At 52.8% G+C, this 24,613-nt stretch carries 18 protein-coding genes; 12 read left to right on the top strand and 6 right to left on the bottom strand.

The window, feature by feature from the left end; all coding sequences use genetic code 11:
* Positions 1-2 precede the first annotated feature (2 nt).
* A complete protein-coding gene (gene pyp / locus ACK3CJ_RS14920) occupies positions 3-1,556 on the bottom strand; it encodes a photoactive yellow protein (protein WP_409523007.1) in 1,554 nt (517 codons plus the stop codon).
* 143 nt (positions 1,557-1,699) lie between these two features.
* Here pyp and ACK3CJ_RS14915 point away from each other — a divergent pair, with 143 nt between their 5' ends.
* From ACK3CJ_RS14915 to ACK3CJ_RS14905, 3 genes are all read left to right on the top strand, one after another.
* Positions 1,700-2,755 (top strand): NAD(P)H-dependent flavin oxidoreductase, encoded by a 1,056-nt coding sequence (locus ACK3CJ_RS14915; protein WP_409523006.1) that lies wholly within the window; start codon positions 1,700-1,702, stop codon positions 2,753-2,755.
* Positions 2,756-2,994: 239 nt separating this feature from the next.
* Positions 2,995-3,459, top strand: coding sequence for a hypothetical protein (locus ACK3CJ_RS14910; RefSeq protein ID WP_409523005.1), 465 nt, complete (start codon positions 2,995-2,997; stop codon positions 3,457-3,459).
* A gap of 12 nt (positions 3,460-3,471) precedes the next feature.
* On the top strand, positions 3,472-3,861 hold the full coding sequence (locus ACK3CJ_RS14905) for a hypothetical protein (RefSeq protein WP_409523004.1): 390 nt from the start codon (positions 3,472-3,474) through the stop codon (positions 3,859-3,861).
* Positions 3,862-4,307: 446 nt separating this feature from the next.
* On the opposite strand, the gene ACK3CJ_RS14900 is transcribed toward ACK3CJ_RS14905, so the two are convergent.
* Positions 4,308-5,228, bottom strand: coding sequence for a LysR family transcriptional regulator (locus ACK3CJ_RS14900; RefSeq protein WP_409523003.1), 921 nt, complete (start codon positions 5,226-5,228; stop codon positions 4,308-4,310).
* A gap of 442 nt (positions 5,229-5,670) precedes the next feature.
* Here ACK3CJ_RS14900 and ACK3CJ_RS14895 point away from each other — a divergent pair, with 442 nt between their 5' ends.
* Positions 5,671-6,228, top strand: a complete 558-nt coding sequence (locus ACK3CJ_RS14895) for a PRC-barrel domain-containing protein (protein WP_409523002.1) — start codon at positions 5,671-5,673, stop codon at positions 6,226-6,228.
* A gap of 283 nt (positions 6,229-6,511) precedes the next feature.
* On the opposite strand, the gene ACK3CJ_RS14890 is transcribed toward ACK3CJ_RS14895, so the two are convergent.
* From ACK3CJ_RS14890 to ACK3CJ_RS14875, 4 genes are all read right to left on the bottom strand, one after another.
* Positions 6,512-7,492, bottom strand: coding sequence for a hypothetical protein (locus ACK3CJ_RS14890; protein ID WP_409523001.1), 981 nt, complete (start codon positions 7,490-7,492; stop codon positions 6,512-6,514).
* 73 nt (positions 7,493-7,565) lie between these two features.
* Positions 7,566-9,728 (bottom strand): catalase, encoded by a 2,163-nt coding sequence (locus tag ACK3CJ_RS14885; protein ID WP_409523000.1) that lies wholly within the window; start codon positions 9,726-9,728, stop codon positions 7,566-7,568.
* Between the two features lie 306 nt (positions 9,729-10,034).
* Positions 10,035-10,583, bottom strand: coding sequence for a hypothetical protein (locus ACK3CJ_RS14880; protein WP_409522999.1), 549 nt, complete (start codon positions 10,581-10,583; stop codon positions 10,035-10,037).
* Between the two features lie 180 nt (positions 10,584-10,763).
* Positions 10,764-19,322 (bottom strand): GH36-type glycosyl hydrolase domain-containing protein, encoded by an 8,559-nt coding sequence (locus tag ACK3CJ_RS14875; protein ID WP_409522998.1) that lies wholly within the window; start codon positions 19,320-19,322, stop codon positions 10,764-10,766.
* 350 nt (positions 19,323-19,672) lie between these two features.
* On the opposite strand from ACK3CJ_RS14875, the gene ACK3CJ_RS14870 reads away from it, so the two are divergent.
* The 8 genes from ACK3CJ_RS14870 to ACK3CJ_RS14835 all read left to right on the top strand — a co-directional run bounded on the left by ACK3CJ_RS14870 (position 19,673) and on the right by ACK3CJ_RS14835 (position 24,469).
* Complete coding sequence (locus tag ACK3CJ_RS14870) at positions 19,673-20,134, top strand: MgtC/SapB family protein (RefSeq protein WP_409522997.1); 462 nt, start codon at positions 19,673-19,675, stop codon at positions 20,132-20,134.
* A 157-nt stretch (positions 20,135-20,291) separates the two neighbouring features.
* Positions 20,292-21,557, top strand: a complete 1,266-nt coding sequence (locus tag ACK3CJ_RS14865) for a phospholipase D-like domain-containing protein (protein ID WP_409522996.1) — start codon at positions 20,292-20,294, stop codon at positions 21,555-21,557.
* 189 nt (positions 21,558-21,746) lie between these two features.
* Complete coding sequence (locus ACK3CJ_RS14860; RefSeq protein WP_409522995.1) at positions 21,747-21,878, top strand: hypothetical protein; 132 nt, start codon at positions 21,747-21,749, stop codon at positions 21,876-21,878.
* Positions 21,875-22,009 carry a hypothetical protein gene (locus tag ACK3CJ_RS14855; RefSeq protein ID WP_409522994.1) on the top strand — a complete coding sequence of 45 codons (135 nt, stop codon included), beginning with the start codon at positions 21,875-21,877 and terminating at the stop codon, positions 22,007-22,009. The genes ACK3CJ_RS14860 and ACK3CJ_RS14855 overlap by 4 nt, the downstream gene beginning before the upstream one ends.
* Before the next feature lie 24 nt (positions 22,010-22,033).
* Entirely contained in the window at positions 22,034-22,249 is a 216-nt protein-coding gene (locus tag ACK3CJ_RS14850; RefSeq protein ID WP_409522993.1) for a DUF3185 family protein, read from the top strand.
* Positions 22,250-22,263: 14 nt separating this feature from the next.
* Positions 22,264-23,436 (top strand): AI-2E family transporter, encoded by a 1,173-nt coding sequence (locus tag ACK3CJ_RS14845; RefSeq protein WP_409522992.1) that lies wholly within the window; start codon positions 22,264-22,266, stop codon positions 23,434-23,436.
* 105 nt (positions 23,437-23,541) lie between these two features.
* Positions 23,542-24,198: an OmpA family protein gene (locus tag ACK3CJ_RS14840; protein WP_409522991.1), complete on the top strand. Its 657-nt coding sequence runs from the start codon at positions 23,542-23,544 to the stop codon at positions 24,196-24,198.
* Between the two features lie 61 nt (positions 24,199-24,259).
* On the top strand, positions 24,260-24,469 hold the full coding sequence (locus ACK3CJ_RS14835) for a hypothetical protein (protein ID WP_409522990.1): 210 nt from the start codon (positions 24,260-24,262) through the stop codon (positions 24,467-24,469).
* Positions 24,470-24,613 lie beyond the last annotated feature (144 nt).

The raw sequence follows: 24,613 nt of genomic DNA, 5'->3' as shown, positions 1-24,613 counted from the left end.
ATTCAGGCGACTCGCTTGACCAGTATCCAGTATGAATCGCCACCGAGTGCTTTTTTCATCTGTACTTTCACTTTGGTGGGCTTCATCTTGTAGTCGAAGATGTATTCAAAACTGGTATTGAGGTTGCCACCGCGCACACCCTTGTCAAAAGCACCCTTGAATTCTGGTGTGTTGGTGCAGGGGGCAACATCCTTGAAAAAATCCTTGCCGATCACTTCTCGAGGATTGCGCCCGGTGATGGCGCCCTCGGCAGAGTTATAGCGGCGTATTTTACCGTTGCGATCCAGCTCAATCGCCCCATAAGCCAGTTTGTCCAGCTCACCCGCTGACAGGCTTTCGATATCCTGCTTGCCGAACTCCAGCGCTGAAGCACGATTTGTCATGCCGGTACGGAAACGGGATATCAACTGCTCCAACTGCTTGGCTCGCTGTGATAATGCAGTGCTGACTTCCTGATTCAGGCTCATCGCCTGAGTATTTTCCTCAGCCATCGCGTTGATGCGCGTCATGCTGCGGCTGACCTCTTCGGTCACCTGGCTTTGCTCTCTTGCGGCGGTTGCGATCTGTTCGCCCATATCATTGACCGACACAACGCTGTGACTGATTTTCTGCAGTGCTTCACCGGCAATGTTGGACTGTTCGACACAGCTCAGGGCTTGTGCGCTACCCTGCTCAATCTCGGTCGTTACCGTACGTGATGATGCCTGTAGTTCAGAGATAATGCGATGTATCTCCTGTGTGGCCTGTTGCGTGTTGGATGCCAACTGGCGTACTTCATCAGCGACAACCGCAAAGCCTCGGCCATGCTCACCGGCACGCGCTGCTTCAATCGCAGCATTCAGTGCAAGCAGATTGGTCTGGTCGGCAATCCCGGCAATGGTATCGATCACCTTGCCGATATTCTGACTGCCATCATCAAGACGTTTGACACTGGATTGCAGCCCTTCCATCCGCTTGGCCAGGCCGCTGATGGAGGTGATAGTCTGAGTAACCACTTTCAGGCCGGTATCTGTCTGTTGACTCGCTTCGGCAGCAGCCTCGAGGGTGGATTGTGCGTGCCCTGCCATCTCATTGGAGGAGGCAGCCATCTCTGCGCTGGCTGAGGCCACCGTATCGGTTTCAGACTGCTGTGAACGAGCCAGATCCGTGCTCTGGCTGCCGTTACTGATCAGTTGCTCCACGGCTACGCTCAGATCATCCGATGTGGTGATCACCTCCTGAATGATTTGCTGCAGGGTGTCGGCATGCCGATTCACAGCTTTGAACAGCGCGCCCAGCTCATCGTCCCGATCATGTTCAAGGCGCAGGTTCAGATGCTGTTCCATCTTTCCCAGTTGTGAAATGTTGCGTTGAATCGGTTGATTCAAGTGATTGCTGATCAGGGTTGCCATGACAATGCTATTCACAACCAGCAGGGAGATCATGGCTATGCCCAGGAACATGCCTGACTGCTCATCACCTTGCCAGAATATATATCCGAGGCTGATCACGAGCACAGCCAGGCCGAAGAGGTTGGTCAGTAACAGCATTCTGACCTTGAAGCTTAAGTGTTTCACGGTATCAACCCTTCTTGAGTGGCGTGTCAGTCATATGAATTTATTTTTAATAACAGTCCTATACGTAACATATATAAGTTAAGGATCATGCGTGTAGAATAAAAAATCATAGAACGGCGATATGAGTAACTTAGGAGAGAGATATGACATCCGTGCAGAAAATGTTGAATCTGGCGTATCCGATTATTCAGGCGCCAATGGCTGGTGTTCAGGACAGTGCGCTGGCCATTGCTGTCTCCAATGCCGGAGCGCTGGGCTCTCTGCCTTGTGCGATGTTGTCATCCGAGGCTCTGCACATAGAGTTGAGCAAGCTGCGTTCGGCTACTGACAAGCCCTTTAATGTTAACTTTTTTTGTCATCAATCCCCGGTGCCGGACCCTGCGGTAGAAGCGCAATGGCGAAAACTGTTGCTGCCCTATTATCAGGAGTTGGGGCTGGATGCCGACGCAATCCCCGCCGGGCCGGGTAGAACGCCTTTCAGTGATGAGGCGGTCGATTCGTTGGCTGCATTTCGTCCGGCTGTGGTCAGTTTTCACTTTGGCTTACCTTCAGCAGATCTTCTGGCGCGCGTGCGCAGTTGGGGCAGTCGGATTTTTTCCAGCGCGACGACGCTGGAAGAAGCGCTGTGGCTGGAGGAGCAGGGAGTGGATGCCGTCATCGCACAAGGGGTGGAGGCGGGCGGGCATCGTGGCATGTTTCTGACCGATGATTTGACAACACAAGTGGGTACTTTTGCGCTGCTGCCACAACTTAAACAGGCACTGCGTGTGCCGGTGATTGCTGCTGGTGGTATTGCCACCCCTGAAGGGGTTAAGGCCGCTCTGGCTTTGGGCGCCGATGCCGTACAGGTAGGCACGGCCTATCTGCTCTGTCACGAAGCCACCACATCAGCGGTGCATCGTGCTGCGTTGAAAAGTGAGCAGGCACGACACACGGCGATCACGAATCTGTTCACCGGGCGACCTGCGCGAGGCATCGTCAATCGAATCATTCAGGAGTTGGGGCCGATCAGTGATCAGGCACCAGCTTTCCCGCTTGCTACCTCAGCCATAGGTCCACTGAGAGCCAAAGCTGAAAGCCAGAGCAATGGAGACTTTTCACCATTGTGGGCAGGGCAGAATACACAGGGATGCAAAGAGATTGATGCTGCTGATATGACGCGCTGGTTGGCGGGGTGTTTAAATCGAGGTCAAGGGTAAATAGGCAGGATAGTGCCGGAGAGTTGATGGAACTCTCCGGAGATGGACTCTCATGTTCCTCAATCTTCATTAGGACGGATTGACTGTTCAGAATAGGCAGTTTATGCTCCCCCCCGCATCTTGAAAACGGAACGCCTTAGCTTATATCAGCCGACTGGCATATTAAATTGTGCTGATTGAGTTAATTAAGGGATATGTTTTTAATATTTTACGGATAAAATATTTACAGGAGTAATCAAATGGAAATGCGAATAACTATTTCTGGACTCGGGTTGGCGTTGGGTAAGACGGGTTTTGGAGCCAATCTGGTTAGCGGAGCATATTTACAAACACGGTCAGCCAAATGCGGTACCGTGAACACATTCGGCCTGACAAAAGGGCTTTCCCTAGGATCCAGTTCTGGAACAGTTGTGTTTGGTCACGTACAAACTGAATGGTTCCGAATTGATGAGAATAGCGCTGAATTTTTCGATAACGACTCGAGCGTTGGTAAAGTTGCTGACGTAAATATTAGCGGAGCAATAGTTGCCGGCGGACGGGTTGACGTTAATGTAGATTTGATTGATGAAAACGGTAGTATTGAAACGCTGGTTACCAAAGCTAATATAAGTTCTAGTGGGATTCAGATTTCATCCACAAAAGTCCGTGGTATTCTCAAAAAGATGCCAAGAGCTCAGTGCGTAACTGCATTGCCCTCTAATTAGGGGGGGGATACGATGATTATCACTTACATTTATCGACATGGTTGGCGTTATACCTTCTTGGCTATTTCTAATTTCCTACTGTGGTTTTTCGTACTTCTTCAGTTGGGTGGGCTTATTTTATTGGGATCATCACGTTCTGTTTACAGTCAGCTCAGTACTGAAATGGGGTTCGATGAAGGTACTCTAATGGGTTCGGTGCTCCTGGATAAAATTCTAGGGGATATAGGTTTCTGGATTTTTGCTTTGATCGCACTTGTCGTGCTGGCAAAAGAATTCGTTGGATTAGCTTTGTCGAATAGGCTAAAGATTAACGGGGTTCTTTTTGTTATTTGTTTTGGACTAGTGGCTTACGCAATTAGTATGATTTATTACTTCCCAATTCAACAATATTCTCAATCCTGATTTTATATGGATTTGAGAGTTATACGACAATCATCATCTGGATATTCAGAGCACTATCAAATTGTTGCCTAATAGCAAAAAGCCTTGAAGCATTTGGCGTATTTGTAGCCACTTGTGGGCTGGATGGAGATCGGATTGACTGTTGCGGTGTCGATTATGACGCCTGACTGGCCGGTATTTGAGTTGTTATCAGGGCTTGGGGAGCTAAAAAAAATACCGGAAAGCTGATAGTGCTTTCCGGCAAAGGGCTATCAGCAAAGGGTGCAGACAAAAAGTCACGCTGATAAAGGAGATATTTGCCCCTTAAACGGCATATTAAGTGCCATATTAAGGGCTGTAACAGAAGAACAAGCTGTTAAAACCATATTGCCGCAGCTATCAGAAAGTCACAATCGATCTGTTTCAACGCTCAGATAAAGCGCCATCAAACTTATCTACAGTGCTGTTCACTGCTGTGTGCCAAAGCGTTGTTGTAATAGTGACAGAAACAGATCCCTTGCCTTGTTCACACGCGAACTCGACTTGGTGATGGCCGACAGACCAAGAGTGAACTGCTTGCGTGTGGGCACCAGTGCCCGGATCTCACCGGATTCAACATAGGGTGCCGCATAGCACTCAGGCAGAAAGCCCAGATACTGGCCGGATAGTATCAGCGATAAGCGAGCCTCATAGTGATAGGCGGTAGCACGTATGTTCATACCCGCGATCTGATCGGCCGCTTTCTCGTGTTGTTTGACCCCACCCTGAACCAGATCATATTGCCAAAGGCGCTCATCCGTTATTGATGTGTCGGGTTCATTGAACAATGGGTGGCTGCTATGGCAATACAGTTGGCAGTTATCGGTATAGAGGGGGTGGTACTCCAGACCTTCCATTTCTCGGTGAGAAGGGATAAACCCTACCTCGGCCTCTTCGTTGAATACCAGCCGTTCAATTTCCGACATCGACGCCACATTGGCCACCACATACACATCCGGTGCCAGACTGTGCAGTTCACGAATCAGACCAGGCAGGTCCAGGCGACTGTCCATGCTGACGGTGTCGGAAAACACCAGGCGCAGATCACCCGACAAGCGGGCATTCAGATTGTTGACGGTGGCCCTGAAAACCTCAAGATTATCAAACATCTGCTGCAGCGATTGATAGATGGTTGCACCTTCTTCCGTCAGTGAAAAACCGCTGCGTCCGCGCAGACAGAGCTTGAGGTTGAGTCGAGCTTCCAGATTGGCGATATGCACGCTGATCGTAGATCGGCTGATATTCAGCTCACTTTCGGCAGCTGAAAAACCACCACATTCAACCACTGTGGCAAAAATCCTGAGTAGCTTGATCTCATAATCGCCCATCTGTCCCAGTCTGTATTTCATTGTCGGTTGCTGCCTGTCTCTTATTATGTTGTGTGTCATTGATTAGCTTCTGATGCTTAAGTGCTTACCCTTAACGCTTGGTTGTGTCGCGTTTGGTGCTATGTCAGCATAAGCGAATCCTGCCCCAGTGTCAGTGCCATCAGTCTGCTTTATGCACAGCCTTGACTGCATTTTAGTTGTTGCCAGTCGTAGTGTGTTCCGCCTGGAGGTCGTGTAGGTTGGATAACCAGTGCTCGCATCCTTGTAATTAAATGAATGTCGATCTGTGCGTTAGCACACCGACTGGCTGGATCCCTTAGCGTACTTTAGAGACTCATCCTGAACTTCAGATGTCCTGATGATTCAGTCCTCCTCCCGATAATGATGTCAGGAAGGAAAGCTGTGATGAGGCAGTTAAGCAGGCTCGTTGTCTGACTAACATACCGGTAAGAAGGATTTTCATATGAAAAAGCTACATTCATTTGTATTTTATGCACTGGTTTCACCTGCTATAACGCTGGGTGCAGGTTCTGCGCTGGCTCAGTCTACAGCTCAGGGTACTCAGAGTGCTACGCAGTCTAATCTCGATACCACACCGACTGACAAAAATGCACAGGGCGCTGCGCAGTCTGATCTGAATAAGGATACAGATAACCGTAACGCTGCAGGCACTCAGTCAAACATGAATATGGGTAACCAGACCCGCATGGAGAACCGGGGCTATATGGATTCAGCTCCAGCTAATGGCGTACAGGCGAGTGACCTGATTGGTGCTGATGTTCGGACCAATGATGATCAAGATATAGGTTCGGTTAAAGAGTTGATTATTGATGAGGGCGGTCAGGTTGTGGCTATTGTTGTCAGCGTCGGTGGTTTCCTGGGCATGGGCGAACGTGACGTTGCCATTGGCTGGGATGACGTAACTCGTTCAGGCATTGCTGATGATTATGATCTGCGTGTCGATGTGTCAAGTGAGGCTCTGAAAACTGCACCTGAGTTTAAAGTCGTAGCTAAGCTCTAAATACAACGCTCATTTCGTTGCATGAAGAAATGGCAGAGGCGAAAGCCCCTGCCATTTCTATTTCTGTCTGATACCAACCTCAATACCCCCCAGTTTCAAAACGGATTCATAACTGGTAGTCATGGACAGTGCGAAGTACAAATATACTTAAAAGTATATTTGTACCGGCACAAGGTTAATGGTGAGTCGCGTGACCTAAAGGATCAGCGCGATCAGAATGATGATGGGGATAGGTACCCCGAGAAATAGCAGTAGTATTGAGCGCATAATAATCTCCTTCCAATTAAATGGCTGTAGTTCGGGTATCGTGAGTTCGGGTATCGTGAGTGCAGGCATCGCGCTGACGTCCACCGAATACTGCCATCAGACTTGCCGTGAAGGCGCCTATCAGCAGTGTTATAAACATCCAGAGCGCTCCGTAGGCTGACGCTTTACGTGCTTCGTCTGCCGCTTCACGTGCTGAAATTTCCAACTCTTCCAGTGTTATCTGGACTTCCGAGAAGCTTTCCGATACGTGCTGTTCAGCCTCACGCTGGTTCATATCGGTCCGTTGTGCAACAAGCTGGCCGATATAGCGTTCGTCTTGTTCTGGCAAGGTACCGGTGCGCAACGCTCTTGCGAAAATCCGCGTGACTTCGCCGACGGGCACCTCGTTAATTTCAGAGTTCTGCTGCGCCGCTGCTTCAGAAAAGCTTGTCGGTTCATCGCGGAACAAAGAGTCGACAAAGTACTCAATGGTATTACTGTCCTCCAAGGAGTTGGATCCACCAGTGCTCTGCATCGCTGCCGAGCTCGCCCCACCGACGACTTCAGCACCAGCACGGACGCCTCCACTGACAATGGAGCCAGCTAGCAATGTCAGTACTACTACCATCAATAGTGATGCAACTGCCCAGGTCAGAAAGCCATGAGCTGTATCGCGAAAGTACACCTCATCGGTGTGCACTGCCGTCCATTTCGTTCGCAGCCGTCCAGCCAGATAGCCACCCATTCCGGATGCAGCAAGCTGGGTGAAGGTTAGCCACGCGATTGCTGCAAAACCGAATGTACTGGCTCCAATACCCTCCATGCTCCACGGGGATACTACTGAGAAACCCAACCCGGTGCCGAGGATCAGCAATAAAAGCGACAAGGCGGCAGCACCTGCTGCTCCTGCAAATATTGCGGCCCAGGAGACAGCGCTGCTTAAACTCGGCATTTCGCTCATGCTTGCTACGGTGCTGTGCGTTCCTGCTGGATGCGTCCCTGTATTAAATTCCGACATAACTCACTCCATTTTTGTGATGTACGAACAAGGTAAAAAACTAGTGCCGACAATCAGTGCTTCGCTTTCAGCATCATTTGGTTGGTGGGCCGGTTAAGCGAGATAGATGACGATGAGCGGCGACTGCATCGATAAATGCAGGAGCAACCTTGGCCGCGTCGGTGCTATCTGCCAGCAGGACTCCCTCATCCTTTTCACTGACCTGACCGATGCCGGCCATTCCCAACAACTCCCGTCCTGCACCCAAAGCCAGAATCGTTTTGCAGTGCTTGAACAGATCTTGAATAAACGCCGCCGTATGCTCATTACCCGCAAGCGCCTTGACCGCCTGGCTACCATCTGGCAGTACCAGCGCGTCGAACAGAAATCCCGGAGAGTTCTCCATCGACTTGTTCGCTTCTATCCCCGCACCGGAGTCGCCTACGAACATGCCTACTCGTGGCCCAACGAAATGAACGACTGCACCGGCTTCAACCAGTGCATCATGCAGGGAGAGAAGTGAGTCAATATGGACGCCATTATCGACTAACACCGCAATCTGACGGGTACGGATGCCGCATTCGCCCGGTAACGCCAGAAGTGACAAGGCTGGAGAAACAGTTACTTTCGGAGTCTGTGGATTGGCAGTGGCTTTCGGCATGGTATCTGGTATCTCCATGCCCAGTCCTGCGGCAACTTCTGCAGCGAGCTCCTGAGAAACGTTTACCAGTGAGGACAGCATCCGCTCACGTATGGCAGGGACTCCGACTTTGCTCAGCTCGAATCGAAATGCGGCTGCAATATGTGCTTTCTCAACATCGGACTGACTGTTGAAGAATAATGTGGCTTGCGTGTAATGCTCGGCGAATTTTGCCGGCTTGCCACGAACCTTGTCTTCGGCAGTGGCCTCTGGGAAGGAGACGAAACCATTTGTTCTGGGTTGAGCTGTTCCTGCTTGAGTTGCTCCCGTCTGAAAAGGGCAGCCACCAGCTAATGAGTTCGGCTCGTATGCCACCTTTCCGCGAGGCAGCGCCTGACGATGCAGGCCATCGCGTTGGTTGTTCTGCACCGGGGCGATCGGAGAATTGATCGGGATCTCGTGGAAATTTGGACCGCCAAGTCGCGTGATTTGAGTATCCACATAGGAATGGATACGACCTGCAAGCAACGGGTCATTGGAGAAGTCGATACCCGGAATGATGTGTGCCGCGCAGAAGGCGACCTGTTCAGTTTCCGCGAAGAAGTTGTCAGGGTTGCGGTTCAGAACCATGCGGCCGACAGGTGTAACTGGGACTAGTTCTTCCGGTATCAGTTTGGTTGAGTCGAGTACATCGAAGCTGAAGCCATCGGCCTGTTCTTCGGTGAATATCTGCAGTCCCAGCTCCCATTCAGGGAACTCGCCCGACTCGATGGCTTCCCACAAATCACGTCGATGAAAGTCAGGATCTGCGCCCGAAATTTTTACTGCTTCATCCCAGACTAACGAATGGGTTCCCTGCAGCGGCTTCCAGTGGAACTTGCAGAATACGGATTCGCCCTGGTCGTTAACCAGACGAAAGGTATGCACGCCAAAGCCCTGCATCATCCGATAACTGCGCGGAATCCCTCGATCCGACATCACCCACATCAGCATGTGAGTTGATTCCGGCATCAATGAGACAAAGTCCCAGAAGGTATCATGGGCAGACGCTGCTTGAGGCATGCCATGGTGCGGTTCCGGCTTGACGGCATGTACCAGATCAGGGAACTTCATTGCATCCTGAATGAAGAACACCGGTATGTTATTGCCGACCAGATCCCAGTTACCTTCATCGGTATAGAACTTCACCGCGAAGCCGCGCGCGTCGCGCGCTGTGTCTTTCGATCCGCGCTCACCCGCCACGGTGGAAAATCGCGTAAATACAGGCGTGATTTTTCCTTTCTCGGCGAACGGTGCAGCGCGGGTGTGTTTGGTCAGCGCGTCATAGGCTTCGAAATAGCCGTGTGCGGCTGAGCCACGGGCATGGACGACGCGCTCGGGAATGCGTTCATGATCGAAGTGGGTGATTTTCTCACGCAACACGAAATCTTCGAGCAAGGATGGACCGCGAAGTCCGGCTTTAAGAGTGTTCTGATTATCGCTGATGCGAACGCCTTGATTCGTCGTCAAAGGCTGATCGCTGGCATCGACCCGGACCCGGTCAAGCGAAGCAACGGTCGCATTCGTTCCGAGCAGCGCTGCACCACCAGTTTTGGCAGTGCCCGTTTCCTCAGTCACTGTGCTTGCAGTGAGTGCACATGAACTCGGCTCTGCAGTCGCTCCAGGTGGTGGAGCCAGGGCGTTGTCGTGTCCGTGCTCTAGCTCCTTGTTGCTGTTGTAGGGTATTGCGGCGACCAAATCGTCACTTGCCTTGGCCTGTTTTGTGATTAAGTCGTTGGTTCTGAGTACGCCGTCATGATCCTTTTTTGATACTTTGCCATTGCTTTTAACTCGTGACGTTTGAGCTTGGTTCTTTTTCGTAGCCATGGTTACCTCCATGGAGGTGTGGGGCTTTTCCACACCTCATCAGCGCTTTGAGGTGATTTAGAAGTTGAAACCCAGACCTACCGTATAAGCCCAGACTCCATCGTCCTGGAACGCATCGCTGGCATCACTGGTGTTGTTGAAGAGGAACTGATACTCAACGCGGGAAAGAATGTACGTATTCTTCTGTACGTAATATTTCAGGCCTGCTTCAACCCCTGCGAAGGCACTATCCTTGACTCCGTCGCCATAAATGCCACCAAGACTGGCTCCGATGAACGGCCGTGCACGATCATCAAGAAAGTGGTAGTTGACGTAACCACGGGTTGAGCCATTCCATAAATCGTCCTTGAGGCTTTCTCCTTTGATACTGGCGTAATTGATGCTTTGGCGGATACCGACGACCAGGTCAGTACCCATGTACCAGCCCATGTCGCCGGTCACACCGAAGGTGCCACTATTGAAGCTCTGGTCGCTGCTGCCGGTTCCGGAGATGGACAGTTCCCGGTCACCGTCGCGTGGGAGTAAATCCGAAGGTTGTGCAGCTGCTGTAATAGGTAATGCGCTGAGAAGACAGAGAGTGATTGCTGCAGTGTTAACTCTGGTCATGAGAAAATCCTTGCTTGTGTTTTTCAGTTTTAAGTTCCGAATTACGCTGGCAGTTAGCTTGCGCGGTTCGTGTTGAAGCGAATGCCAAAGCAGTCAGCTATAGCATTCGCATACCTTCATGATCGGTGTCTGAGCACTGGGTTGTCTGTTCGTAAGCGCACCCAGTCCCAGAAAATGGTTTTAGATGTCCACTTCGACAAAGTGCTCACGACGGTCGTCTAGCAGCGGAATGCGCATGTCATGACACTCTGTGCCGTCCAACATCACACGGGTTACCTGTCCTGATGTTGTGCCGACGCGCTTGATATGGATGTGGTAGAGGGTGTCGTGGAAGCGGTAGTGGATTTTGTAGCTATCCCAATCAGCCGGAATACAGGGCACTATGCGCAGGTGATCTGCTTCCAGCTGCAGTCCGAGCAAGGTTTCGACTGTCAACCGATACATCCAGCCTGCCGCCCCTGTGTACCAGGTCCAGCCACCACGACCGGAGTGTGGTGATACCCCATAGATATCCGCACACATGACGTAGGGCTCGACTTTGTAGCGCTCAATTGCTTCTGGCGTGCTGCCATGGTTAATCGGATTGAGCATGGCAAAGTATTCCCACGCACGTTCGTTATTTCCCTGCATGGCAAATGCCATCGTGGCCCAGATCGCGGCATGGGTGTATTGCCCGCCGTTCTCACGCACACCGGGGATATAGCCCTTGATATAGCCGGGCTCAAGGTCTGATTTATCAAAAGGTGGGTCGAGCAGCTGGATAATCTGCTGATCACGCTGCACCAGGCGCTGATCCACTGCCATCATCGCCTGACGGGCTCGCTCTGTATCACCGCCTTTCGAGATGACTGCCCAACTCTGGCTGATCGAATCGATCTGACATTCGTCGTTACTGCTTGATCCCAGCGGTGTGCCGTCATCAAAATAGGCGCGTCGATACCAGGCGCCATCCCAGGCCTGTGCCTCGATGTTGTCGCGCAACTGTGTTGCCTGAGTGTTGCACAGCTCAGCAAATTCCTGGTCTTTGCGCTCGCCAGCGATGCCGGCAAACAGTTCGAGATTCTCGACCAGAAACCAGGCCAACCAGACGCTTTCGCCCTTGCCGTCCTTGCCAACCAGATTCATGCCATCGTTCCAGTCGCCACAACCCATCAACGGCAATTGATGAGCCCCGAAACGCAGGCCGTGCTTGAGTGCACGCACGCAGTGCTCGTACAGACTGGCCATTTCAGGTGAGCGCTGCGGCTGATCGTAGTAGGCTTCCTCTTCCGCTGACAACTCACGTCCTTCCAGAAAGTGGATAGGCTCATCAAGCACACTGGTATCGCCTGTGGTCAGCACATAACGACAGGTGGCATAGGGCAACCACAGATAGTCGTCGGAAAAGTGCGTACGTACACCCTGACCGTTAGGTGGGTGCCACCAGTGTTGCACATCACCCTTGATAAACTGGCGACCGGCGTGCAGGAGCAGTTGCTCTCGGGCGAGCCATGGTGTTGTGTGAATCAGTGCCATGGTGTCCTGCAGCTGGTCACGAAAACCGTAGGCGCCACCAGACTGGTAGTAGCCGCTGCGCGCCCACAGCCTGCACGACAGGGTTTGATAAACCAGCCAGCCGTTTGCCATCAGGTTAAGTGCCAGATCTGGTGTGTCTACTTTGACCGCGCCCAGGGTGTGGCTCCAGTAGTCCGCTACTGCTTCCAATGCCAGTGCTGCGCCTGCCTGCCCGCCGAATTGTTGGATATAACGTCGTGCCTCGTCGGCGTTCCCAGCCGCACCGAAGGTGAACACAATCTCACACTCCTGGCCGGGAGCGAGGTCAATCTTGGTCTGGAGTGCAGCGCAGGGGTCGAGGCCTGCCCCGATTCTGCCTGACAAACGTTTACGGCGCATTGCTGCTGGGCTGGCAAGTGCGCCGTTGCGGCCGATGAACTCGGTTCGGTTGCCGCTTACCGACCGTTCACGCTCGCTGACCTGTGCAAACACCACTCGGTTGGCACAACCTCGGCCGTAGGCATTACGGGCGAGCAGCGCACCAGTGTGCAGATCGATTTCGGTGACGATGTGCATCAGGTTGGCATGTCGCCACTCGCCCATTACCAGCTCCCAGTACCCGGTGAGCGACAGGTTGCGGGCACGATCCGACTGATTGAGCAGCTTGACCACCAGAAACTTCACTGGTGCATCCATGGCAACATAGGTTGAGAGTTCTGAGGCAATGCCCGCCTCGCAGTGCTCGAACACGCTGTAACCGAAGCCGTGTCGGCAGACATAGCCAGAGCGGCCCCGGACGGGTAGAGGCGTCGGCGACCAGAATTCGCCTGTTTCTTCGTCACGGATGTAAAGCGCTTCGCCACTGCTGTCACACAGTGGATCGTTGTGCCAGGGGGTGAGGCGGAACTCGTGTGCATTTTCCACCCAGGTATAGGCACTGCCGCTCTCGCTGACGACGGTACCGATGTGCGGGCTGGCGATTACGTTAGCCCAGGGCGCTGGTGTGGTTTGTCCGGGTTCGAGCGTGACGACATATTCGTGGCCGCTGGGTGTGAAACCACCCAGGCCATTGTTGAAAACAAGTTCGCGTGGTGTCATCGGCTCAACTGGATGAATGTCTGCTTCCAGTGAAGGTTCCAGCAGATCGGATGTACGTTCAGGTGACACACGTCGATCCACCTGCTCAATCAGCGTTTCGTTCGTGTCACTGAAGACAATACGCGCAACAGTCTGCAACAGCACGCGTTCGTCCTCAGTAAGATCTTCGGCGCGTCGCACGAAGATCCCGCCCGGTTTATCAATCACCTGGGCTTCCGGGCCTGCATTGATCAGACCCATGATCATGTCCTGTAACACTGCCCGGTAGCCCGAAAAGCCCTCATTGATGATCACCAGATCGGCGGCCAGGCCTTTCATGCGCCAATAGGCATGAGCTTGCACGACCTGCTTGACCAGATCGATACGGCTCACGTCGCCGATAAACAGTAATACGATGGGCAGATCTCCCGAGATGGCAAAGCGCCACAATCCGGGTTGTCCCAATTGGTTGCGGGCAATAATGCCGGGAGCCGCGCGGCGCAAAGCATTACCGTAAATGACAGAGCTGGCCAGGCGGCCAAAAATCTGAGCATCGGCTTCGGTTGCGTTCAGGTGTCGCAGTACCTCCTGGCTCTGGAACCAGGCCAGTTCGAACGCGCGCTCAACGAAGTGGCGGTCACCATATTTCTCGATCAGAGCCAGTGCGGCCTCGCGTGTATCTGCAACGCCGGTAATGATCTGCACGCTTGTTGATTCGTCGGGCGATAAGGTCAGGGTGCTGCGGATTGCCACACAGGGGTCAAGCACTGCCCCTTGGGTGTTTGATAAAGCCGAGTGGCCTTCATCATCCAGTACCAACGGATTGGCCGCTGTACGGCCGCGCCCAATAAAGCGCGCACGATCAGTCTCGCAGGAAGGCTCGCTAGCCACAGAACCTGGTGCGGCAAGCAGATGAAACATCCAGGGAACCTGTTCACCCGGTGTGCGGGGGCGTCGGGTGCATAGAATTGCTTTTTGCTCGGGCAGGATTTCAGTCTGTACGAACAGATTACTGAATGAGCGATGTGCCAGGTCGGCGGTCAGCGGCGCAAGCACAACTTCCGTGAAGCTCGTTACTTCAATCTGACGGGTACGCGACGATTGATTGGTGAGCGTGACACGACGTATCTCGACATCGTCTTCCGGTGATACGCTGATCTCGGTATGTGCTTCAATAGCGTGGTCACGCCGCCTGTACTCTGCGCGCGCCTGTACAAAAATCGCTTCGTAATAATCGGCTTGGCACAGGGTCGGCTGGTGCGTCGTCGACCAGTATTTACCGCTGTTGCAATCGCGCAGGTAAATGAAAGTGCCCCAGCCGTCCGAGGTGGCATCTTCGCGCCAGCGGGTAACGGCGAGGTCACCCCAGCGGCTGGCTCCGCCGCCTGCATGGGTTGCCATGACATGATAGCGGCCGTTTGACAGCAGGTGAACTTCAGGTAGTCGTGTGTCGGGGTCGGTAAACACCCGCATCATCGCGCCGTCGTCTGCGTTGGGGGGGCGAGCGGCCGCGCTGACTTCTGCCGCGTGTGGGTGCAAGGTATCGCTCTTCCTCGGTACCCGCTCTTGCAGCAGTAATTCGGTCGCCCGTACCAGAGGGTCTGACATAAAGCGGCGCTGCATTGGCTGATCAAGCAAAACATGTGCAAAGGAGAGCAGGCTCATGCCTTGGTGATGGACCATAAAGTTCTGCACGATGGCATGCGTCTTACCTCTTGGCACACGAGAGGGCGTGTAGTCGATGGCTTCGTAAAACCCGTATTCGCCGAGGAATCCCTGATCGGCTAATACCTGTAGATTGCGACAGGCTTCACGCGGCATCACCATCAGCGCCAGCGCACTGGCGTAAGGGGCGATCACCAAGTCGTCTCCCAGCCCGCGTTTGAAGCCCAGGCCAGGCACGCCGAAAGCCCGGTATTGGTAGACCTGATTGAAGTCGGTGGCGTTGTAGCAGGATTCGGAAATTCCCCAAGGCACCTCACGTTGCCGACCGTATTCAATCTGGCGTGATACGGCAGCTTTGCAGGTATGTTCCAGCAGAGTATTGGCGTAGCTCGGCATGATCAACTGCGGCATCAGGTATTCGAACATCGAACCGCTCCACGAAATCAGGCTGACGTCACCACCATGACTGGTCAGCAGGCGGCCGAGCGCGAACCAATGTTTCTGCGGTACCTGCCCCTGTGCGATAAGCAGAAAACTGGCCAGGCGCGCTTCTGACGCCAATAGATCGTAGCAGGCAGGATCTCGGCGCCGTTCATTCATGTCGTATCCAATGGTCAACAGGCCGGATTCCGTATCGTAGAGAAACGTGAAATCCATCTGTGCCAGAGCGCGGCATCGATTCATCAAATCGTCGATGAGGTCGATTTGTGACTGTGCGGCTATTCCATCAGATCTGGCATTCGAGCCCGCCAACTCCATTCGGGTCGGCAGCGTACTGCCTTGCCACGATTCAGGTACCAGCCATTCGAGTTCGTCGCGAAGCGCTCGGAGCTGCAGGTCAAATGCCCGTGCCCAGTAAAACAGTTCTCCATCCCTGTCGACATCCAATGGCAGCCAGGCAAGCAGTGAGCCGCCAATGTGCTCAATCTGGTCCAGCGAACTGATGGCAGCAGCCATTGTTTGCGGCGGACCTTTCAGTGTGATGGCGTGCAGTGTTTCCTGCAGCAGGCGACAGTTTTCTACCAGTAAAGGGTCTGAAGAGGTGGGTAGCTGTTCGGTCAACACCTGTAGGGTATCCTGCAATCCTTGCAACGCGCTGAATGATAACACCGGTTGGTTTTTCATCTCAGCCAGGCCCGCCTGCAGCGTGAGCAGGCTACCCACCAGGTTACCGCTGTCCACAGAAGAGACGTATAGCGGGTGGAGCGGTAGCATCGTTCTGGTGTCGTACCAGTTAAGGAAATGGCCGCGGTAGCGTTCCAGTTTCTCCATCGCTGTGAAGGTGTTGCCGATACGCTGCAGACATTCGCCTGTAGTGAGATAACCAAAGTCGACCGCTGCCAGGTCGGCGAGCAATGACATGCCCAAATTGGTGGGCGAGGTACGTGAGGCAATGGCTGGTGCAGGGTAGGTCTGGAAGTTATCGGGGGGCAGCCAGTTTTCATCCGGACCCACGAAATCTGCAAAGTAGCGCCAGGTACGGCGGGCCACTGTACGCAGGAAGATGTTTTGTTCGCCACTCAAACCAGGAGTTAGGGCAACCAGCGGCTGACTGATCCACCAGCCGACGGCAGGCGACACCAGCCACAACAATAGCATTGGGGACGCGACGAGCCAGGTTGCTGGTGTCATTATCAGCCCCACACTCAGTTCAAAACCCAGTCCTACAACCAGTCCAACAACCAGTCCCGCTGCGAGAACCGGCGCTACCCACATCTCCGAGTAACAATCAGTCAGCGACCGGCAAGCGTTGCGTCGTGCGTAGCCGGGTAGTTGCCACAGTAGCAAACCGCGTCGGGTAAACGGCATACGCACGCCTGAGCGCCAGATAGCGCCCAGAACAATACGCGTGTCATAGGGCAAAAAGGCCAGGGTCAGCAGGGCGAGTGCGATCGGGCGGCCAGCAGATTGTCCGGTCAGGCTCAGATGCATCAGCCAGTTGCACTGTGCAGGCTTACGAATCAGTTCGATTAAGGTAGACAGCAAAATGGGCAGAAATACCACAGCCAAAACCAGCAGGGTCGACATGACTCCCTGGCCCGTAAACCATCCCACGATCAGTAGAGCAAGCAGTGCCGGCGACACCAGGCTGCGTCGCAGGTTATCGAAAATTTTCCACAGCGACAGAGCCGACAGAGGGTTTGCCAGCCGCTTCGATCTGGCACCATTCACCCCGGGTGGTCCAGGCACACGTGGCAGCAGCCAGCCAGCAAGTTGCCAATCACCGCGGATCCAGCGGTGGCGTCGACTTGACTCCATGGCGATACTGGCGGGTTGCTCCTCTATCAGCTCTACGTCGGTCACCAAAGCAGAGCGCGCGTATCCACCTTCCAGAAGGTCGTGACTGAGGATGAGATTTTCAGGAAAGCATCCGTCGACGGCCTGACGAAACGCGTCGACGTCGTAAATGCCCTTGCCGATAAACGATCCTTCCCCAAAAATATCCTGATACACATCCGACACCTCGCGCGTGTAGGGGTCGAGCCCGGAGTCGCCCGCGAATAGTTTGGTAAAGCGAGACTGATTGGCACTGATCAGGCTGATCGAGGCACGCGGTTGCAGAATCGCGTGGCCTTCTACAATGCGTCCCTTGTCGGTGTCGTAGACCGGCCTGTTGAGTGGATGCGCCAGGTTGCCTATCAGAGTGCGTGCAGCATCGCGAGGCAATTGTGTATCGGTATCCAGAGTGATGACGTACTGAATCGATGTCAGGATAGTCTGGTCGCCTACGATCTCCGAGAAGGCAGTCAGCTCTTCGCCCCGTAGCCTGGCATTGAACTGCTCAAGCTTGCCGCGCTTGCGCTCGTAACCCATCCAAACACCTTCGAACGGATTCCACAGCCGTGGTCGGTGAAAAAGATAGAAGATGCAGGGACGATCGTCGCAATAGATTGCGTTGAGTGTCTCGACTGCTGAGCGCGCGTAATCCACGAGGGCCAAATCGTCTGGGAGTGTCTGCTCAGGTGCGTCACGAAAATCCGTCAGCAAAGCAAAAAACAGGTTCAGATCTCGGTTGCCGAGATATCGTATCTCCTGGGCCTCAAGCAGGTTATCGATCTCCTGCCGACTGCTGAGCAAAGTGGGCACGATCACCATACTGCGGTGAGCGACGGGAATACCCTGTGAAAAATCCAGTCGTGGTAATGCGCGAGGAGGCACAAACAGCGTGACCATCAGGTTTACCAGCGCTGCCGCGAGTGCCGAGGTCCCAACCATACCGGCGATGGCAAAAAACAGGTAGCGCCAGTCATAGAGTGCGAACCCATCAATCGCATAAAGTACAGCTGCTGTCGTGAGCAACGTCAGTAACGCAATGGAGCCTGAATAGAGGGGTAGACAAATAGGCCGGCACAGCCTTTTTACACGGTTTTTCAATGATGGGCGACAGCCTACTGCACGCTCCAGATATGGCCGACCATTATCGACCAGGTAGTAGCCGACATGAGCGCTGCGGTCGCTGAGGCTTTGATTATCGGCAGCCGCCTGAGCGAGAACAATGGCCTCGCGCGCCACCTCCATTTCGCTGTAGGTACTGCCTCGTGCCACGTCTTCGATGACATGCCGGTAGCGGTCACGTGTAGCAAAATCCTGACTGGCGTGCATGCCCGATGGATCTTCACGTAAAGTCTTTTCGACGACACTGAGCGATTCGACAAACTCCTTCCAGTCCTTGGCACCGATGAAGCGCAGGCTGCCGATGCTATTGGCGATGGATATCTGGTTGGCCGCATCCGCACGCCCGGCAGCCTCCGACAGCTTCGTAGCCGTTACACCCTGCTCGATCAACTTCTGCTCGACCCAGGTTTGTACAAAGGCCATGGCAGGTCCCAAAGCCTGAAGCCGGTCGTAAAACTCCTCCACAAACGGTGCGGTCAGCGGTATATCAGAATGGGCGAACTCAGCCAGCAATTGGATTAAATGCTTCGGATCGTTTTCGGCTGCGGCAAACATCCTGTCCGCCCACTTGATGGCTTCATCACGCTCCTCGCGTCGTTGGGCAATGCGCACAGCAACGCGGCGCAGATTTTCCAGCAACGCCAACTGCAGCATGATCGGGAAGGCCCATAACTCGCCCAGCTTCAAGTGTTCCACTGTCTGGTAAGCGGCAATGAATTGGGAGGCGTTGTCGCTATCTACGCGCCCATCCATGTGTGAAATCAACTCCAGTGCCAAATCGTAAATACGAGGAAAACCGACCGACTGACCATCGGCCAGACGTGGCAACTGCCGACTGTATCCGCGTGGAAGATGTCTACGTGCCAGGCTGATCTGCTGCTCGATCAGATAAAAGTTGTCGAGCAACCATGATTCGGTTGGAATGACCCGTAGCCCAGGCTTTGCTGCGGCCGTGACAGCATCATAGGCCGCCAGCAGAACGCGCTCATTGTCCGCCAGCCGTGGCAGTAACCTGTCTCTCCCCGAACGTTGCTCGATTTGATGTTTTCCACCCAGGGAAACCGCATGACGTTTGAGCTGCTCAATGCTGAACAGCTCTGCGCGCAATAACTCGGTGTCCTGGTCATGGCGTAGCTCGTTCCGTGTGCGGGCCGAAAATTTGAAAGCGTTGATGGCTTTTGCTCCTTGCTGACCCTCGTCTTTAGTGTTTGATATTGGTGCTCTACTCAAACGGAGGGAGCTATATGATCGGAGTCGGACCACTCGGATGTCTGTGCGCTAGAGAACTTAGGGATAAAGATCAACGTTTTTGAGCTGGGTGCGGCAACGTACAGATGCGATGGGCCTCCAACCCTTAGGCTGGTCTCAAACCAACTGATTCGTTTCATTTGAGAATGCTCAATCAGCTTTTTACTCATACTTTCGCGATTAAACTTTCAATCCTGTAGTGAACGCACATGAACCTGATACCTGAAATTGAATGGACTATTGTCTTACTGCATCTACGCGACTTGTTGTTCGCTTTTGTCCTTGCGCTGCCGATTGGTTGGGACCGAGAACAGCATGAACGTACGGCGGGCCTGCGCACTTTCCCTTTGGTAGCTGTCGCTGCATGCGCATATATGCTGGTTGGTCTTCAGGTCCTGACCTCAACGGATGCAGAAGCACGCGTCATGGAGGGGATAATTACCGGTATAGGGTTTATTGGCGGTGGTGCCATCCTCAAAAATGTAGTGAAGGGTGAAGGCTTTGTTTCGGGTACAGCAACTGCTGCGAGCCTGTGGTTAACCGGAGCAATCGGCGTATCAGTGGCCACTGGTCGGCTAGAAATTGCACTGATTCTGAGTGCGCTGACATTCTTTACCCTGAGGATCATGACCCCGGCTAAAGTGTTTATGGGTCCCCGAGAGGATAAGTAGAACTGAAGCTCATCGTTACGCTCTGTGCGCCAGCGCACCGACAACGCTGCCAGCATTCGGCGACTCTGGTTGATGTACGCGTTATGACTGTTGCGTCAGGAGTCACCTGTGGATTTAAAAAGCGGCTGGGATGTCATTGACTGGGAAACGAAAATCTATGCTTTGGGCTATCGGTGCCACTGCGCTGTCCACCATCCTTATTCTGGTATTTTTGCAGAACTTCAAGTCATCTGAGAAGGTTTTGGAGCGCAAGGCTGAGCATCGCTATGCTATCTCCGATCCTCAATTTCGACGAGAGATGTCTGTCCTGTTGGGTCCGGCGATAGTGCAGGGCAACAAAGTGACCGCGTTGCACAACGGAGACGAGATTTTTCCAGCGATGCTACTCGCCATTCGTGAGGCACAAACATCAATCACTTTCGAGACCTTCATTTATTGGTCGGGCGAAATTGGTGAAGAGTTATCGCACGCTCTTTCCGAACGTGCCCGCGCAGGCGTACCCGTCAGCGTTACCATTGATTGGGTCGGTAGCTCCAGGATGGAGCAATCGTTGCTGGATTCCATGCAGGAGGCTGGTGTGCAGGTCCACCGATTTCGGCCTTTGCACTGGTATAACTTTGGCAGTATGAACAATCGTACCCATCGTAAGCTCCTGGTGATCGATGGACTCATCGGGTTCACCGGAGGGGTGGGTATTGCAGATCAGTGGACAGGCGATGGTGGAGATCCTGATCACTGGCGAGATACACACTACCAGATTGAAGGGCCTGTAGTGGCGCAGTTACAAGCGGCCTTCAACGACAACTGGATCAAGACCACTGGAAAAGTGCTGAACGGCCCGAACTACTTTCCTGTCCTGCAGGATGAGGGCGATATGGATGCGCACATGTTTGTTGCTTCGCCATCTGGCGGCAGCGAGAGCATGCATTTGATGTATCTGCTTGCCATTGCGGCAGCCGAGGAAACTATCGACCTGGCAGCATCCTATTTTGTGCCTGATCCTTTGCTGATCGAAGCCTTGGTTGCTGCTCGCGGACGCGACGTTCGAGTGCGCATTCTATTGCCTGGACCTCATATTGATGCGTTTACGGTCAAGATTGCCTCCAAGATAGATTGGGGTACGCTGCTGCAAGCAGGTGCCGAGATTCACGTTTATCAGCCGACCATGCTGCATACCAAGCTGCTGGTAATAGACTCCGAATTTGTTTCAGTAGGATCAACTAATTTCGATATGCGCTCAATTCGGCTCAATGACGAAGCGAGTTTGAATGTCTACAGCAGTGACTTCGCCACTAAGATGGCGGCGGTTTTTGAAGATGATCTGCTGGAGGCTGAGTCTTACTCTTATGATCGCTGGAAGAACCGGCCTTGGCGAGAAAAATTTTCTGAAACGATTTTACTGCCCATTAAATCTCAGCTTTGATGCAGAGTGGATCGATATGTGTAGGATTTTTCTGGCCTGAAATTTGTCTCAAAAATACGCTATCCAGATACGTTCGACAACGCACAGACCAGACTTTGAGCTTCAATTATCTTGGTAACTCACCCTGTGTCTACATGAGTTTATGACGGATGCAGGGCCTGAAGGAAACCAATATCTGGAGTACAGATTATGACCAAAAATCAGATCAAAGATCAGAGTAAAGATCAGGCCAAAAAAAGTGCGGGCAAGGAAAAAGAAAAGTCGAAGGATGGAGCTGTTTTAAAAGATATCAACGGAAAATCGAAAAAGGGTTCGAAATGAAGTTCTCAACAAATAAACCGAACGTCGATATGGCGCGCCTGAATAATGCACCGGGCTTCGACAAGGGGCAATGGCCGGATATGGCTGACCCTACCTGGAACTCGACAATCGAGTCCTACTACGCTCGGTGATCTGATCACCTGAAGGAGGTTGAAATGGCTAGTAATAGAGTTCTGGCTCTTGTGTTGCTTGTTGTGGGTTTGATTTTGCTTTTCTTCGCATATCAGTCATCCCAAAGCTTGGACGATCAGGTGACGGAGGCCGTTACCGGTCGCTTCACCGACTCCACTACCTGGTTCCTGATTATTGGCGCGGCTTCTACGGTGGCGGGTATTGGAATGCTGATGTTCGGTAAAACCGCAAACCAATAATGCAGGAGCGCATAATGCCCCACGACGTACATGAACCCCAGGGTGGTGGGGCAAAGGAGGCCGGTCAAAACCTGGCGGTGTTACGTCCGGATAAGCGATTGTTCAAACCTGTTGAGCTTCGCTTATTTCGCTACACGGCGGTTATGTTTTCTCTGGTTGCACTGATCGTACTGGTCGGAATCATCGTGTGGTTATTCGGCCTGATTCTGGATGTGTTCTATAACCTGCTCTTGCCGCTGTCACTTGCCGGTATCCTTGCGCTGGTGCTTCATCCGGTGGTGAAATTTCTTAAAAGACGCCTCCACGTTCCCCGCTTGCTGGCCATCATTCTTGTACTGTTGGTCTTCTGCGTGGTTATTGGTGGGCTGATTATCTTGCTTGTGCCCACATTGGTCAGCCAGGCCGTCCAGTTGATTACCGTCTTACCTGAAACGCTGGCAAGCTGGCAGGAGAGTTTCTCTTCTCGTTTTCCTGAACTGAGTGCCATGCTTTCCTCAATGATGGAGAGCAATGGAGAAGAGGGGAGTAAGTCTGTTTTGCCAGATCTGGAAGGCTCGGGGAAAACCATTATGTCCTATCTGGGACTGTTGGCGGGTCTAAGCTTTGTACCCTTGTTCCTGTTCTTCACCCTTCTCTCCGGGGATTTACTCCGGGGACCGGTATCCGAACTGTTATCCATTTTCCACAAGCCCACTCAGCAGAAAGCGCTGTATTTCATGGATGTGTTCCTGGAGTACGTTACTGCATTTTTTCAGGGACAGTTGATCATAGCCATGTGTATGGGGGCCTTGTATGCCCTGAGCTTTTCACTGATAGGCCTGGAGTTCGGTGTATTGATAGGGTTGGTATTGGGTTTGTTGAATATTATCCCCTTCCTGGGCTCCCTGATTGGCCTGCTTGTAGTTCTGCCTATGGCCTTTTTTCAGCCAGATGGTGGTGTTGAGTTATTGGTTCTGGCAGGGCTGGTGTTCGCAGCAGTCCAAGCCATTGAAAGTTTGCTGCTGACTCCCAAGATTATGGCCAACCGCTCAGGTCTGCACCCAGCACTCGTGGTTATTTCCCTGTTTTTCTGGGGAACGGCATTGGGTGGCATTATAGGTATGGTACTCGCTGTTCCACTGACCGCTTTCTTCGTTGCTATCTGGAGCGAAATAAAGGCCAGTCTGGAGCATGCACTTAACGATTGATATGTCAGAGTACGAAGCGAAGGAGTGATGTGGAACTTACAGACCGAGTCAGGCTCAAACATTCGGATATAGAACTGTCACAACACCAAATATAAAGGCATAAGCATGACTAAATGGCGTAATCTGGCATTTGCTGCAGTTGGCATTACTCTTCTGGCTGGCTGTACTACAAACCCATACACTGGCGAACGTGAAGCCGGTAAGGCTGGGGTTTATGGCGGGGTTGGTGCCGTGACAGGCGCCGTGATCGGGGCGGCCACTTCGAGTAAGAAAGACCGAGCCAAAGGCGCAGCGATCGGCGCAGCAGTGGGCGCAGCGGCTGGCGGTGGCTATGGCTACTATGTCGACACTCAGGAAGCCAAACTGCGTGAAACTCTGCAAGGCACTGGCGTTCAGGTGCAGCGTAATGGCGATGAACTGAAACTGATCATGCCGGGTAACATCACTTTTGCTACCAACTCGGCGGATATTTCCAGCGGCTTCTACTCGACGCTTAACTCTCTGGTATTGGTTTTCAAGGAGTTCGACAGGAACGGAATTGATATTGTTGGCCACACCGATAGCACCGGCTCTATGGAGCTGAACCAGAACCTGTCGAATCGCCGTGCACAAAGCGTAGCTTCCTATCTGTCCGCCAATGGCGTACAGCCAGCGAGGATCTCCACTTATGGTGCCGGGCCGAACCAGCCTATCGCGAGCAACGCCAGTGAAGCGGGCCGTGCACAGAATCGTCGAGTCGAGATAAATCTGCGCCCGATGTAATGCGAACAGCTCTTCCTGATCCTTTCTGTTCTTAATGTGAGCTATAAAAATGCAGACGAGTATGCGATTAGCTGATTTTATTCGAACAGAAATAGAGCCGATTCTTCAGGATTGGGAAGAGTTTGCCAAAACCATCTTTTATGCAAAGCATATGGGCAAGATCGGGCTGCGTGACCACGCCAGAGAGATGCTTCTGGATGTCGCGGGAAACTTTATCTACGCAAACGTGGCCACCGCTAATCGGATGTGCTTTACCAGTAACAGTCAGTAGAATGGCATGTAAGATACAGATCTTCATATGTGCCACATATTTGAACGTTGGTAAGCTTGTATGTCCATGATTGTAATCAAACGACCTCAAGAGCTAGCTCGTTTGCGTCGTCTGGCCCTGTCAGCACAGGGTTTGCTGCAGGCT

Origin of the sequence: Nitrincola salilacus, from assembly GCF_046271865.1 — a bacterium.
Taxonomy (GTDB): Bacteria; Pseudomonadota; Gammaproteobacteria; order Pseudomonadales; family Balneatricaceae; genus Nitrincola; species Nitrincola salilacus.
Note: the sequence above shows the minus strand (reverse complement) of the source record. Positions and strands in the feature narration are given on the sequence as shown.